This window comes from Streptomyces parvus (genome assembly GCF_014648875.1).
Classification (GTDB): domain Bacteria; phylum Actinomycetota; class Actinomycetes; order Streptomycetales; family Streptomycetaceae; genus Streptomyces; species Streptomyces parvus.
Window position 1 is genome coordinate 404,456 of sequence record NZ_BMRY01000005.1, and the last position, 14,203, is coordinate 418,658.

At 71.6% G+C, this 14,203-nt stretch carries 10 protein-coding genes; 1 reads left to right on the forward strand and 9 read right to left on the reverse strand.

What is annotated here, in order from left to right:
- Positions 1 to 113: 113 nt before the first annotated feature.
- The 5 genes from IE140_RS18630 to IE140_RS18650 all read right to left on the reverse strand — a co-directional run bounded on the left by IE140_RS18630 (position 114) and on the right by IE140_RS18650 (position 6,535).
- Positions 114 to 1,577: an aldehyde dehydrogenase family protein gene (locus IE140_RS18630; protein WP_150193440.1), complete on the reverse strand. Its 1,464-nt coding sequence runs from the start codon at positions 1,575 to 1,577 to the stop codon at positions 114 to 116.
- The gene (locus IE140_RS18635; protein ID WP_150193439.1) at positions 1,574 to 3,313 is read right to left on the reverse strand and encodes an N-acyl-D-amino-acid deacylase family protein; all 1,740 of its coding nucleotides are present in this window, start codon (positions 3,311 to 3,313) and stop codon (positions 1,574 to 1,576) included. The genes IE140_RS18630 and IE140_RS18635 overlap by 4 nt, the downstream gene beginning before the upstream one ends.
- A 220-nt stretch (positions 3,314 to 3,533) precedes the next feature.
- The gene (locus IE140_RS18640) at positions 3,534 to 4,658 is read right to left on the reverse strand and encodes an LLM class flavin-dependent oxidoreductase (protein ID WP_032766757.1); all 1,125 of its coding nucleotides are present in this window, start codon (positions 4,656 to 4,658) and stop codon (positions 3,534 to 3,536) included.
- Between the two features lie 123 nt (positions 4,659 to 4,781).
- The gene (locus IE140_RS18645) at positions 4,782 to 5,579 is read right to left on the reverse strand and encodes an SDR family NAD(P)-dependent oxidoreductase (protein ID WP_150193438.1); all 798 of its coding nucleotides are present in this window, start codon (positions 5,577 to 5,579) and stop codon (positions 4,782 to 4,784) included.
- 11 nt (positions 5,580 to 5,590) lie between these two features.
- Positions 5,591 to 6,535: a TIGR03619 family F420-dependent LLM class oxidoreductase gene (locus IE140_RS18650; RefSeq protein ID WP_150193437.1), complete on the reverse strand. Its 945-nt coding sequence runs from the start codon at positions 6,533 to 6,535 to the stop codon at positions 5,591 to 5,593.
- Positions 6,536 to 6,946: 411 nt separating this feature from the next.
- On the opposite strand from IE140_RS18650, the gene IE140_RS18655 reads away from it, so the two are divergent.
- Positions 6,947 to 8,494 carry a pectate lyase family protein gene (locus tag IE140_RS18655; protein WP_150193436.1) on the forward strand — a complete coding sequence of 516 codons (1,548 nt, stop codon included), beginning with the start codon at positions 6,947 to 6,949 and terminating at the stop codon, positions 8,492 to 8,494.
- Positions 8,495 to 8,861: 367 nt separating this feature from the next.
- Here the strand turns inward: IE140_RS18655 and IE140_RS18660 are convergent, their stop codons facing one another.
- From IE140_RS18660 to IE140_RS18675, 4 genes are all read right to left on the reverse strand, one after another.
- Positions 8,862 to 10,202, reverse strand: a complete 1,341-nt coding sequence (locus IE140_RS18660; protein WP_150193435.1) for a pectate lyase family protein — start codon at positions 10,200 to 10,202, stop codon at positions 8,862 to 8,864.
- Positions 10,203 to 10,326: 124 nt separating this feature from the next.
- Complete coding sequence (locus IE140_RS18665) at positions 10,327 to 11,661, reverse strand: ABC transporter substrate-binding protein (RefSeq protein ID WP_093439112.1); 1,335 nt, start codon at positions 11,659 to 11,661, stop codon at positions 10,327 to 10,329.
- A 124-nt stretch (positions 11,662 to 11,785) separates the two neighbouring features.
- On the reverse strand, positions 11,786 to 13,342 hold the full coding sequence (locus tag IE140_RS18670) for a glycoside hydrolase family 43 protein (RefSeq protein ID WP_150196390.1): 1,557 nt from the start codon (positions 13,340 to 13,342) through the stop codon (positions 11,786 to 11,788).
- Positions 13,339 to 14,187 (reverse strand): DUF6807 domain-containing protein, encoded by an 849-nt coding sequence (locus tag IE140_RS18675; RefSeq protein ID WP_150196410.1) that lies wholly within the window; start codon positions 14,185 to 14,187, stop codon positions 13,339 to 13,341. The genes IE140_RS18670 and IE140_RS18675 overlap by 4 nt, the downstream gene beginning before the upstream one ends.
- Positions 14,188 to 14,203 lie beyond the last annotated feature (16 nt).

The following is a 14,203-nucleotide window of genomic DNA, read 5'->3' on the forward strand; positions in this document are numbered from 1 at the left end:
AGCGTGACGACGTACGGTAACCGTAGCCCTGTCCGTTTTGTGTGGGTTCAAAATTTTCCCGCGCCGTCTCCGCGCCTCCTCCGCGCCTCCTCCGCGCCCGCTCCCGCTCTGGGTCAGCCGGGCCAGACGATCGCCTGCGTCTCGCTGTAGGCGTGCAGGGCGTACGAGCCCACATCCCGCCCCACCCCGCTCTTCTTGAACCCGCCGAACGGGGCCTCCATGTTCCGCCCGACCGTGTTGACGCCGACCCCGCCCGCCCGCAGCCGCCGGGCAACGCGGAAGGCGCGGGCGACATCGCCGGACCAGACGTAGTCGATGAGGCCGTAGTCGCTGTCGTTGGCCAGCGCGATGCCTTCCTCGTCGTCGTCGAAGGGGACGACGACCACGACCGGCCCGAAGATCTCCTCGCGGACGACCCGCATGTCGGGGGTGCAGCCGGCGAGGAGGGTGGGGGCCACGTAGAAGCCCCGGTCCAGGTGGGCGGGGCGGGCGCCGCCCGTGACCACCCGCGCGCCCTCCTTCCGGCCGAGTTCCACGTACGCCTCGACGCGGTCGCGGTGGGCGGCGGAGATGACGGGGCCGACGACCGTGGCCCGGTCGGCGGGGTCGCCGACGGTGAGCGCGTCGGCGTACGCGGCGAGCCGGGCGATCAGCTCGTCGTGCCGGGACCGGTGGACCAGGACGCGGGTCGGAGCCGTACAGATCTGTCCGCTGTAGAAGGAGAAGGTGGTCCCGATCCCCGCGACGGCGGAGCCCGGATCCGCGTCTTCCAGGACGAGCGCGGCGCCCTTCCCGCCCAGCTCCATCAGCTGCCGTTTCATCCCGCGCCCGCACACCTCCGCGATGCGCTGCCCGACGGCGGTGGAGCCGGTGAAGCTGACCATGTCCACGTCCGGGGAGTCGACGGCGGCCTCACCGGCTTGTGCGCCCGAGCCGGTGACCACGTTCACCACGCCCGGCGGAACACCCGCCTCCGCGAGGGCGGCGGCCATCCGGAGGACGGAGAGCGGGTCCTGCGGGGCGGGCTTCACGACGACCGTGTTGCCCATCGCGAGGGCGGGTGCGATCTTGCCCGCCGGGTTGGCCCACGGGTTGTTGTACGAGGTGATGCAGGTGACCACGCCGACCGGCTGGCGGACGGCCAGCGCCCCGAAGACCCCGGCCTTCCCCATCGGCCCGGCCTCGTTGATCTGGGGTGCGACGGCCTCCTCGACCGGCTCCAGCGCGCCGCGCGCGTACCGCCGGAAGCGGGCGATGCCCACCCCGACCTGCATCCCCCGCGCGGTGGAGCCGGTGGCCCCGCTCTCCCGCCGGGCGATCTCGGCGTGGGCGGGGAAGTCGCGCTGGATGATGTCCGCCGTACGCTCCAGGATCGCGGCACGCTCCTCGGGGCGGGTCCGCGACCAGGCCGGGAAGGCCGCCTTCGCCGCCGCTGCCGCCTCGTACACCTGGGCGCGGCTCGCCTCGGGGGCGAGGCCCACGGTCTCCTCGGTGGCGGGGTCGACGACCTCGTAGTGTCCGTCGGCGGGTTCCACCCACTCCCCGCCGATGAACAGCCGCTCGGACACGGGGCTCACGCCGTACTCACCGTCCGGGTGTCACGGCCCGAGCGCAGCACCGTCCCCGGCACGGCGCCCGTCACCTTGTCGTCGCGCAGGGTCTCGACCCCGTTGACGCGAACGGAGACGATCCCGATGGCCTTGGAGTCCAGGCGCGGGCTGTCCCCGGGCAGGTCGTGGACGAGGGTCGCGGGTCCGGCGTCGATCCGCTCGGGGTCGAACAGGACGAGGTCGGCGTGGAAGCCCTCCTCGATCCGGCCGCGCTCGCGCAGCCCGAAGAGCCGGGCGGGATCGTCGGTGAGCATGCGGACGGCGGTGGGGAGCGGGAGGAGCTTGCGCCCGCGCAGACAGTCGCCGAGGAAGCGGGTGGTGTACGGGGCCCCGCACATCCGGTCCAGGTGCGCGCCCGCGTCGGAGCCGCCGAGCATGACGTCCTCGTGCTCCCAGGTGCGCTGCCGCAGCGCCCAGGAGTCAGGGTCGTTGTCGGTGGGCATCGGCCACAGGACCGTACGCAGGTCGTCGGCGGCGCAGATCTCGACGAGGCAGTGGAAGGGGTCCTGGCCGCGCTCGGCCGCGATGTCGTTCACGACGCGTCCCCTGAGGCCTTCGTTGGCGGCGCTGTACGTGTCCCCGATGACGTACCGGCCGAAGTTCGCGAGGCGGCGGAAGACCCCGGCCTCCTTGCTGTCGGCGCGGCGCAGCATCTCGGCGCGGGTCGCGGGGTCCCGGAGGCGTTCGATGCGCTCGGGGACGGGGAGGGCGAGGATCTCGCCCCACCCGGGAATGAGGTTGAGGGCGCAGAAGGTGCCGAGCGACATGTTCATGGGGGTGAGGATCGGCATGGTGAGCGCGACGATCCGGCCGCCGGCCGCGCGGGCACGTTCGCTCGGTATCAGCTGGCGCGGTACGCGTTCGGGGACGGCGGCGTCGATGGTGAGGACGTTCCAGTTGAGCGGGCGTCCGGCGGCGGCGGTCATGTCGACGAGGAGGTCGATCTCCTCGTCGGAGAACTGGTCCAGGCATCCGGCGACGATCGCTTCGAGCTGGGTCCCCTCGTGCTCGCCGACCGCGCGGGAGAGGGCGAGAAGCTCCTCGGGGCGGGCGTGCCGGGAGGCGACGGGTTCGCCGTCGCCGTCGGAGTGGGTGGACGACTGGGTGGTGGAGAGCCCCCAGGCGCCCGCGTCCATCGCGTCGTGGAAGAGCGCGAGCATGGCGTCCAGTTGGGCGGGGGTGGGCTGCCCGCCGACGGCGTCCGCGCCCATGACGTGCCGCCGCAGGGCGCAGTGCCCGACCATGAACCCGGCGTTGACGGCGATGCGCCCTTCGAGGGCGTCGAGGTACTCGCGGAAGGTGGACCAGGTCCAGTCGACGCCCTCCTCCAGGGCGGCGAGGGCCATCCCCTCCACCCGCGACATCATCCGCCGGGTGTAGTCGGCGTCCTCGGGGCGGTCGGGGTGGAGCGGGGCGAGGGTGAACCCGCAGTTGCCGCCCGCGACGGTGGTGACGCCGTGGTTCATCGAGGGGGTGGCGTAGGGGTCCCAGAAGAGCTGGGCGTCGTAGTGGGTGTGCGGGTCGACGAACCCGGGGGCGAGGACGAGCCCGTCGGCGTCCTCACTGGTGACGGCCTCTTCGGTGACGGTCCCGGGCTCGGCGATGACGACGATCCGGCCGCCGCGGATGCCGACGTCGGCGGGGTACGCGGGTCCGCCGGTGCCGTCCACGACGGTCGCGCGGCGGATGAGGTGGTCGAGCATGACGGTTCCCTTCTGGGGGTTCCTTCTTCGGCTCGGTCGGGACAGCCGGGGTACGCACGCTTTCGGCCGCGGTACGTACCCCGGCTCATCTGGGCGACGGTCCGGGAAGACGCCGCCCGGCTCCAGCGGCGGGGGCAAATCCAGCCTCGCCGGCGTTTGAGGCGAGTCTTTTCAGCCCCTCCGGCGATTGAGGAGCGGGGTCCGGGGCAGCGCCCCGAAATCAGTTCGCCGCCGCCCGCATCCGCGAGGTCCGATGCACCGGATCCGTATCGATCCGCGGAATCACGTGCTCCCCGATCAACCGGATCGTGTTCATCGTGTCCTCGGGACTGATCCCGATCGGCAGCCCGAAGCTCAGCTGGTCCGCCCCCGCCCGGTCCCACCGCCGGCACTGCTTCAGCACCTCGTCCGGGTCGCCGCAGATCATCAGCTCCTCCGCGATGAGCAGTTCGACGATCTCCTCGGTGTACTCCGGAAGCAGCTCCGGCCACTCCGGGATCCCCTCCGGCCGCGGGAACGTGTCGTGGTAGCGGAACAGCAGCGACTGGAGGTAGTTCAGGCCGCCGCCCACCGCGATCTCCACCGCCTTGGCGTGCGTCTCGGCGCAGATGGCCGTGGACGTCACCATCACGTTGTCGTTGACGAACGCCCCCACCGGCTCCGCGTCCTTGACCGCGTTCTTGTAGGACTCGACGACCCACTCCATGTCGGAGACCTTCTGCACGCTGAAGCCCAGCACCCCGAGCCCCTTCTTCCCCGCCATGGCGTACGAGGACGGCGACCCGGCCGCGTACCACATGGCCGGGTGCGCACCCCCGTACGGCTTCGGCAGGATCTTGCGCGGCGGCAGCGACCAGTGCTTGCCCTGGAAGCCCGCGTACTCGTCCTGGAGCCACATCCTGGGGAACTCGGCGATCGTCTCCTCCCAGAGCTCCTTCGTGTGGTTCATGTCGGTGATGCCCGGCATGAACCCGAGGATCTCGTGGCTGCCCGCACCCCGCCCGGTGCCGAACTCGAAGCGCCCTTCGGAGAGATGGTCGAGCATCGCGACCTTCTCGGCGACCTTCACCGGGTGGTTGACGGGCGCGAGCGGGTTGAAGATGCCGGAGCCGAGATGGATGCGCTCGGTGGCGTGCGCGAGATAGCCGAGGTACACGTCGTTGGCGGAGAGGTGCGAGTACTCCTCCAGGAAGTGGTGCTCGGAGGCCCAGGCGTACTTGAAGCCGGACTTGTCCGCCTGGATGACGTACTCGGTCTCCTCGATCAGCGCCTTGTGCTCTGCCTCGGGGTCCACCTTGGCACGCGCGGCGGGCACGTACCCCTGGACAAAGAGCCCGAATTCCACGGAGGTTCACCGTCCTCAGGTTTCCTGGCGGCATTTCTGACACACCGTCAGATTGCGATGCGACCGACTGTTCCACCGCCGCCGCGACCCGTCAATACCTGACGCCCAGTCAGGTGCGGTGCTTCAGAAGGGACTGACCCCCGCCAGCCACCCCCCGTCCACGACGAACGGCTGACCGGTGATGTACGAGGAGTCGTCGCAGGTCAGGAACAGCACCAGCGCGGCGACCTCCTCCGGCCGCCCGATCCGGCCCATCGGGAGGAGCTTGCGGTAGTACGCCTCCAGCGCCGCGCTCGACGCCGTCAGGTCGGCGTCCGGGTCCAGCAGCGCCGGGTTGGTCATCGCGGTGTCGACGGCCCCCGGACAGACGGCGTTGACCCGGATCCCCTTCCCCGCCAACTCCATGGCGGCGACCCTGGTGAGCCCCAGCACCGCGTGCTTGGTCGCGGCGTACGCGCCGACCAGCGGCATACCGGTCAGGCCGGTGTACGAGGACGTGTTGACGATCGTCCCGCCGCCCGCGGCCTCGATCTCCGGCGCGACGGCGCGGATCCCGAGGAAGGCCCCCGTCATGTTGACCCGCACCACCTGTTCGAACTCCGCCAGCGGGGTGTCGACCAGTTCGTTGAAGCGCAGGATGCCCGCGTTGTTGACCAGCCCGTCGATCTTGCCGAAGGCGTCCTTGGCCACGGCGACGGCGGCGGCCCAGTCCCCTTCGTCGCCGACGTCCAGCCGCACGAACCGGGCGACGTCCGCCCCGGATTCCTCCGCCAACTCCTTTACCAGTTCCTCCCCTTGCTCGACCAGCACATCGGCGACGACGACCCGCGCGCCTTCGGCCGCGAAGAGCCGCGCCGCCTGCTCGCCCTGCCCGCGCGCCGCCCCCGTGACGAGGACGACCCGCCCGTCCAGCTTGCCCATGACGTACTCCCCTACCTGCCGAGGTGCGGAGCGACGTCCGCACCGAACGCCGCCATCTGGTCCGTCAGTTCGTCCACGCTCCGGCTCCGGAAGCGGACCTGGATCTGGTGCACGCCGATCGCCGCGTACTCCCGCAACGACTCGGCCAGCTCCTCCGGCTTCCCGGCGAGCGTCCGCCGCCCCACGGGCCACCCGGGCTCACCGACGTACAGCGGCTCGGTGATCGCACCGACGACGATCGGCGCCTCGACACCGGCCTCCTCGCGCAGGGCGTGCAGCCGGACGATCTGCGCGGGCAACCGGTCCCGGGGGTCGCCCTGCGGCAGCCACCCGTCGCCGCGTACGGCGGCCCGGCGCACGGCGGCGGGCGACGAGCCGCCCACCCAGACCGGCACCCGCTCCTGGGCGGGCCGGGGCAGCTGCCCGAGCCCGCTGAACGCGAACCGCTCCCCCGCGAACTCCGGGTACTCCTCGGGACCGAGCGCGGCCCGCAGCGCGTCGATGCTCTCGTCGAGGACACCGCCGCGCCCGTCGAAGTCGGCCCCGACCGCCTCGAACTCCTCCCGTACGTGCCCGGCCCCGACCCCGAGGATCAGCCGGCCGCCGCTGAGGTGGTCGAGGGTGGCGTACTGCTTGGCGGTGATCAGCGGATGGCGCAGCCCGACGACGGCGACATGGCTCATGAGCAGCACGCGCTCGGTGACCCCGGCGAGGAAGGAGAGCGTGGCGACGGGGTCGTACCAGACGGTGCTCATGCCCGCCGCGAGCCGTCGCGGGATGGCGACGTGGTCGCAGCCGGCGATGTAGGCGAAGCCCCCGCGATCGGCGGCACGGGCGACGCGGACGAGATCGGCGGGGGTCGCCGCCGCCTCCCAGGGTTCCGCGTAGATGGCGCTCTGCGACTGGACCGGCAGCTGCATCCCGTACGACAGCGGCCCGTCGGGCGATATCGGCACGGTGACCTCCTTCCCCTCCGGCCCGGAACGGTCCCGCCCCGGGCGACGGCCGCCATCGTCATACCTGACGACCCATCAGACAAGGGGGCGGCATGCCCACGAGTGCGCCGAGCCGACACCACCGCATCATCGACTTCACCGGCCGAACGCCCCCGACACCCCCTTTCACCAGGCGTTTTCGCGATCGCCAAGGAGCCGCGCGGCGCGAGAAACACGACAGCCGCACGCCTCTTGCCCGAGCCGTCGACCCCCCTCTATGTTCGCCGGACAGGAATGGGGAAAGCGCTTTCTAGATGTCCGCGGAGAACCTCCCGGAGAAGGGATCGCGAGGGCGGGCACGGGGGCGCATCGATTGACATGCACCTGACATCAGGGGCATCACGGATCACCCGAAGACACAGGGAGACGAACATGAGGCAACCCGTCACACGACGGCTGCAGGCGGCACTGGCCACCCTGGCGCTCGCCGCCGCAGCCGGCGGCATCGTCCTGACGGCGCCCGAGGCGTCGGCCGCGGCCGGCAGCGCCACGGGCTACGCCACCCAGAACGGCGGAACCACCGGGGGCGCCGGCGGACAGACCGTGCGGGCCACCACCGGCACCGCGATCCACGCGGCCCTGTGCGGCCGCGCCGCCGCCGGCACGCCGATCGTCATCGAGGTCGAGGGCACCATCAACCACGGCAACACCAGCAAGGTGTCCGGCAGCAGCTGCAACACGGCCGACGGCGTGATCGAGCTGAAGCAGATCAGCAACGTCACGATCGTGGGCGTCGGCGGCGGCGCCGTCTTCGACCAGATCGGCATCCACATACGCGAGTCCAGCAACATCATCATCCAGAACGTGACCGTCAAGAACGTCAAGAAGTCGGGGTCCCCCACCTCCAACGGCGGTGACGCCATCGGCATGGAGTCCGGTGTCCGCAACGTCTGGGTCGATCACACGACCCTGGAGGCGTCGGGCGGCGAGTCCGAGGGATACGACGGCCTCTTCGACATGAAGGCCGACACCCGGTACGTGACCCTCTCCTACAGCATCCTGCGCAACTCGGGCCGCGGCGGCCTGGTGGGGTCCAGCGAGAGCGACGTCTCCAACGGGTTCGTCACGTACCACCACAACCTGTACGAGAACATCGACTCCCGCGCGCCCCTGCTGCGGGGCGGCGTCGGCCACATGTTCAACAACCACTACGTGCGGATCAACTCGTCCGGCATCAACTCCCGCGCCGGCGCCCGCGCCAAGGTGGAGAACAACTACTTCGAGGACTCCAAGGACGTCCTGGGCACCTTCTACACCGACGCCGCCGGCTACTGGCAGGCCGACGGCAACACGCTGGACAACGTGACCTGGTCGAGCCCCGGCGAGGACAACAACCCGGCCGGGCCCGCCATGGAGTCCACCACCACCGTCAGCATCCCCTACGCCTACTCCGCCGACGCGGCCGGCTGTGTGCCGGACGTCGTGAGTCGTACGGCGGGCGCGGGCAAGGGCCTGAAGGTCTCCGACGGCAACTGCACGGTCCAGCCGCCGACCGAGCCCACACCCGGGCCCACCGATCCCACCCCGGGGCCCACCGATCCCACGCCGCCCGGCGGGACCAACCTCAGCATCGGCGCCGGATCCGACGGATCCAGCAAGGCATCCGGGACCAGCTTCGGCCACCTGCGGGACGGTGACCTGACCACCTACTGGTCGCCCGCCGGTTCGACCGGACACGCCTCGATCAAGTGGGACTCCGCCACCGCCGTGTCCTCGGTCGTCATCCGGGAGGCGGCGGGCTCCGCCGGCACCATCGGGGCCTGGCGGCTGCGCGACGCCGACGCCGGAACCGTCCTGGCCTCCGGCGACGGAGCGGGGACCATCTCCTTCCCGCGCACCACCCTGCGCAAGATCACCTTCGAGATCGTCGGCTCGACCGGCTCCCCGAGGATCGCCGAGTTCGAGACCTACGCCGACTGACAGGGGCCGTCGCCCGGCGACCGGCCGTGCGACGCCCCACTCCGGCACCCCGTTCCCCGCACACCGGCAAAGGCCCGCACCCCCCGCTCGGCGGGGGGTGCGGGCCCTGCTAGGTGCCGGGCGCACGACGGCGGTGCGTCGAGTGGGCATGGCGGTACTCCTCCGGACGAACGGCGGCGGAAGACGGGCGAGAGGTGATCGGGGAACGGCCGCGGGTGGCAGGCGGCGGGTGGACGGCGAAGGGCCGAAGCCGCGAAGGGCCAGAGCTGCCGAAGGGCCAGAGCCGCGAAGGGCCGGAGCGGCGCTCTCCGGGGTGGTGGAAAGCATGCGGTGCCGCTCCGGCCGGTTCATCGGGGGTACGCGCCGGTCATCGGAGGCCGGACACCCTGCCCGCCCCGGCCTTGAGGCCGACCAGCACGGGAACGGCCCAGGGGTGGTGGACCGTCGTGCGCAGTTCGGGGGTCCAGCCCGCGCCCTCGGTGAGCTGCTCGCCGGGAACTCCGGCGTTGTGGACGGCGATCAGGTCGGTCCTGCGTCCGTTGACGAAGTTGTTCTCCGCGGTGAGCGGGGCCTCCGACCACTTCTTCAGGACGGTGGCCCGGTCCACGTCGCCGGCGAGCGTGAACGCGTTGTGCTCGGCGACCAGACGGGACTCGGCGCCGATGCCGTACGAGTAGCCGTAGGAACTGCCACGCGTGGCGACGAAGTGGTTGTTGTACGAGTCGACCTGGCCGAAGCGGACGCGCGGAGCACGTTCCTTGACGTCCTTGAAAAGGTTGTGGTGGAGCGTCACGCGGAGCTTGCCGCGGTCGGTCGCGCCGGCGCCGTCGCTGTTGCCGATGAGCATCGTCTTGTCGTGGTCCTTGAGGACGTTCCACGACACGGTGACCAGGTCGGCACCGCGCACGATGTCGAAGAGGCCGTCGTGCTGCTGGTACAACTGGCCGAAGTAGCGGGGCTGTCCGGCGTCGGGCCGGTCGCCGTCGCTGAAGGTGTTGTGGTCGACCCAGACGTTCCGGGAGCCGTACACGACGAGGTTGTCGTACTCCGAGTTCCAGGCGCCCCCGCTGCCGTCCGTGGGGTCCCACTGGGGGAAGCAGTCGTAGGTGTCCTCGAACGAGATGTTGCGGACGATGACGTTGGAGACGTCCCGGACCTGGAGACTGGCACCGATGATCTCGGGGTTCGCCCCGACCCCGATCAGGGTGGTGTTGGACGGGACCCGGACGTTCACGGCGGCCTCCTGGAGCTTCGCCGAGGCCACGCGGGCGTCCTCCAGCGGGCCCTCGGGAACCCGGTCTCCGCCCCACACCTCCGGGTCGTAGGCGGCGAGGTACTTCTCCAGGGTGTAGCCGTCCGTCTCGTACTGCTCGCAGCCGATCGGGGTGCCGTCGGCGTCGGAGTTGCCGTGGATGGTGCCGGCGACTCTGACGATCTTGGGCGCGTCGCCCGCCTCCTCGAAGGCGGCGACGAGCTCGGCCCGGTCGGTCACCGTGTAGACGTGCTCGGGTGCGGCGTTCGCGCCCCCTGTGGTGGACCCTCCCGCGGCGGCCCAGCCGTCCCCGGCGGGCAGTACGGCGCGCTCGATCCCGGTGCCGTGGGGACCCGGACGGGGGGCGGCCTGGGCGGGGAAGCTCAGCGCGAGGGCCAGCGAGGCGCAGCCCAGGGTGACGGCTGCGGACCGGGTGTGACGCGTGCGTGCGGGCATGGCGAAACCTTCTCTGCAGTCGGAGGAGAGGAAGCGGAGGAGCGGGGAGGGAAGGGGAGAGCGGCGGCCGGGGCGCGCGGCCCGGGCCGCCGCCGGTCCGTCATCGGGGCGGAGGGGCGGGGCCTCAGCCGTTGCCCAGCTCCTTCCACTCCTTGTTGGCGGCGTTCAGCTCCTCGGCCATCTTGTCCAGGAACTGCTTCGCCGTGGTCTTGCCGAGGAGCACCTTCTGGAACTCCGGCTCGTTGTCCGCCTTGCTGATGTTGTTCCAGTCGGGCAGGTAGTACGGCAGGTCGACGACCTTGGTGGAGCCGTCCGTCAGCGCCTTCGCGGCCAGCGCGGTCGACTCGGTCTTGCTGATCCACGGGTCCTTGGCCGCTTCGGTGTTGGCCGGGATGGCTCCGGCCGCCTCGTTCCACTTGCTGTTGGACGCGTGGGAGGCGGCGAACTCGATGAACTTCCAGGCGGCGGTCTTGTTGTCGCTCGACCGGAAGAGGCCGAGTCCGTCGACGGGGTTGGAGACCTGCACGCGGGTGCCGCTGTCCCCGATGGGGGCCGGGATGCCGGCGAACTTGTCGTCCCCCAGGGCCTTGGCGTGGTCCTGGTAGGAGCCGAGGTTGTGGCTCAGCATGCCGATGGTGCCGTTGTCCCACTGGGCGACCATCTTGGTGAAGTCGTTGTTGACGTCGGCGGCGGGCGTGGTCCGCTTGAAGAGCCCCGCGTACTTCTCCAGCGCGGCGACGTTCCTGGGGTCGTTGAGCGTCGTTTCGTCGCCGTCCCAGAACTCCGTGATGCCGGACTGGCCGTAGACGGCGTCCAGCGCCTGGGCGATGGAGCCGGCGCCGCCGCGGATGGTGTAGCCGAACTCGTTGTTCCCGGCGTCGGTGAGCTTCTCGGCCGCGGTGTAGAAGTTGGCCCAGGTGTCGGGGGCCTTCAGCCCGGCCTGCTCGAACAGGTCGGTGCGGTACCAGAGCACGCCGTTGTTGGCGGAGGTCGGGACGGAGTAGATGTCGTCGCCCCGGCCGGCGGCCGCTCTGACGCTCTCCACCATGGAGTCGACGAGCTTGCCCTCCAGGGCGGACCCCTTCAGCCGCTTGTTGACCGGCTCCAGGGCTTCCTGCGAGACCATGTTGGCGAGGTAGGCGGTGCCGACCCCGCCCACGTCGGGCAGTCCGCCGCCGGCGATCGCGGTGTCGTACTTGGACTGGACGTCGGCGATGGGGATCGGGACGTACTTCACCTTGATGTCCGGGTGCTGCTTCTCGAAGTCCTTGATGATCTCGGTCCAGATGGCGGTGCGCGGCCCGCCGTTGTTGTCCCAGAAGGTGATCTCGCCCTTGCCGCTCCCCTCCGTGCCGGCTCCGCTGCCGTCGTCACCGCACGCGGCGGCCGTCAGCGCGAGCGCTGCTACGAGGGAGACGGCGGACGCGGTACGCCCCCGCCGGGTCTTCGAGATGGTCATGGTCGGCTCTTCCCTGTCGGATGGGTCGGGGTGGTTCTGCACGTCTGCGCTTCCGTACGCCTGCGTGCCTGCGCTTCCGTACGTCTGCGTGTCCGTACGTCTGCGCTTCTGCGGGGGGGTGGGGTCAGTGGGTGGCGCGGAAGGTGGTGAACAGCGCCGTGCCGGCGGGGCCCGTCCCGGCCGGCGCGGTGGCGAAGAGGCCGAGGAGCGCGGCGACCCAGCGCCACGGGGTGGCCGCGAAGACCTGCCCCGAGGGCCGGAAGCCGTCTCCCGTGTCGGCGGAGAACCGGCAGCGGGCCCCGGCCGTGACCTCGATGCGCAACCGGGCCCGGCCGCCGGGCGATGCACGGGCCCCGGCCGCGTCGCGTTCGCTCTCCGCGGCGCCCTCGGCGTACCGGTGCACGAGCCGGGGCGTCCCGTCGGCCCCGGCCTCCAGACCGATCCAGCAGAAGGCGTCCCCGAGGACGGCCAGGCCCGCCTTGGCGCCCGGCTCGTCGCTGTGCAGTTCGAGGTCCACCTCGACGGTGAACTCCTCGGCGGGCAGGCGCTGGACCAGGACGTTGGGCAGCAGCCGCAGATCGTGCGCGTCCGGCGTACGGAGGCAGGTGAGCCGCAGCCCGTCGGCGGGGCGACCGGAGTGCCCGGAGTGCTGAGGCTCCTCGGTCCAGGCGTCGGCGCAGGGGTTGGCCGTCCACTGCCACTGCTTGCCGTGGGCGCCGCCGGGGAAGTCGTCGTCCACGGCGGGCGCTGCCACGGGCTGTTCGGGGGCGGCCGGTTTACGGTGCGTGGAGACGGGTTCGCCCGCGTCGCCGATGACGGGCCAGCCCTCCGCGTCCCAGCGCATGGGCTGGAGGTGGACGACCCTCCCGTACGCGCCGCGCGCCTGGAAGTGCACGAACCAGTCCTCGCCGGCGGCGGTCCGCACCCAGCCCCCCTGGTGCGGGCCGTTGACGTCGGTGCGTCCCTGGGACAGCACGACGCGTTCCTCGTACGGGCCGGAGAAGTCCCGCGACCGGAACGCGCCCTGCCAGCCGGTCTCCACCCCGCCCGCCGGGGCGAAAATCCAGAAGTACCCGTCGTGGCGGTGGAGTTTGGGACCTTCCAGGGTGAACCAGCCGGGTATCCGGTCGGCGTCGATCAGGGTCCGGCCCTCGTCGAGGAGTGCGCGTCCGTCGGCGCTCATACGGTGCCCGGTGAGCCGGTTCTTGATCCCGGAGCGGGACTTGGCCCAGGCGTGGACGAGGTACGCCTCGCCGGTCTCCTCGTCCCACAGGGGGCAGGCGTCGATGTACCCGCGGCCGGGCTTGAGCAGGTGCGGGGCGCTCCACGGTCCTTCTATGTGCTCGGCGTTGATCTGCTGGACGCCGTGGTCGGGGTCGCCCCAGAAGATCCAGAACCGGCCGGCGTGGTGGCGCAGGGAGGGCGCCCACACCCCGGCGTCGTGGCGTGGCCGGGCGAAGTCGGCGGCGGGCTCGAGGCGGTCCAGGGCGTGCCCGACGAGCGTCCAGTTGACCAGGTCGCGGGAGTGCAGGAGCGGCAGCCCGGGGGCCCGGCCGAAGCTGGACGCGGTGAGGTAGTGGTCCGAGCCGACGCGGACGACGTCCGGGTCGGACCAGTCGGCGTTCAGCACGGGGTTGCGGTACGTGCCGTTCCCGAGGTCGGCGGTCCAGGGCCGGTTCACGAGGTCACCGCCCGTCGGACGTACCCGGCGGCGGCCTCATGGTCCAGCCTGCCGTCCGCGATCACGGTGACGATCCGGCGTACGACGCCGGCCCCGGCGGGCACGGGCAGCCGTTCGTCCGCCGCGAGGGAGGAGCCGACGCCCGGGTACTCCTCCGTCCGCACGAACCACGGATCGCGCCGGGTCTCCTCGCTCGCCCCGGCGAAGACGAGGGTCCAGCCGTCCCCGGCGAGGGCGAGCCAGTCGGCGGCCCGGCCGTGCACCGCCTCCTCGCCCGCGCGGCCGGCGGTGAACACGTCCGGCGGCGCGGCCTCCTTGGGCGCGCGCCAGAAGAAGCCGCCGTAACCGGCTCCGGGACGGCCGTTGGTCGCGGGGCTGCCGACGGAGAGGTCGTCGGCCGAGTGGTTGGTGAGCGTGAAGGAGAGGACCAACGCCCAGGCGGTCAAAGAGAGTTCGACCGCTTCCACCGTGCGGCGCTCCCGCAGCAGTTCGATGCCGTCCGCCTCCCAGGCGAGCGACTGCGTGAAGCCGCCGGGCCCGTGCCGATCCAGGACGAGGCAGCGCTGGACGCCATGGTTGTCGAGCTCGGTGGGCCCCTGCCCCCGGACGAAGGTGCGCCCGCCCCAGAAGTTGCGGCCGGACACGTCGGGAACGGCGATGGAGACGCCCAGGTGGTGCCGGTGGTCGGCGGGGCGCTCCTGGGTGACGGTGCGGCCGGCGAGCGTGGTGACGGGGTGCAGGCGGGGGCGGCCGTCCGCCGCGGATCCGTAGCCGTAGTGGGCGACCGTACGTCCGGCGCAGTCGAGGAGTACGGGCTCGGGCGGGGCGGCGGACGAGGCCGTCACGGGCGAGTCGGGGGCG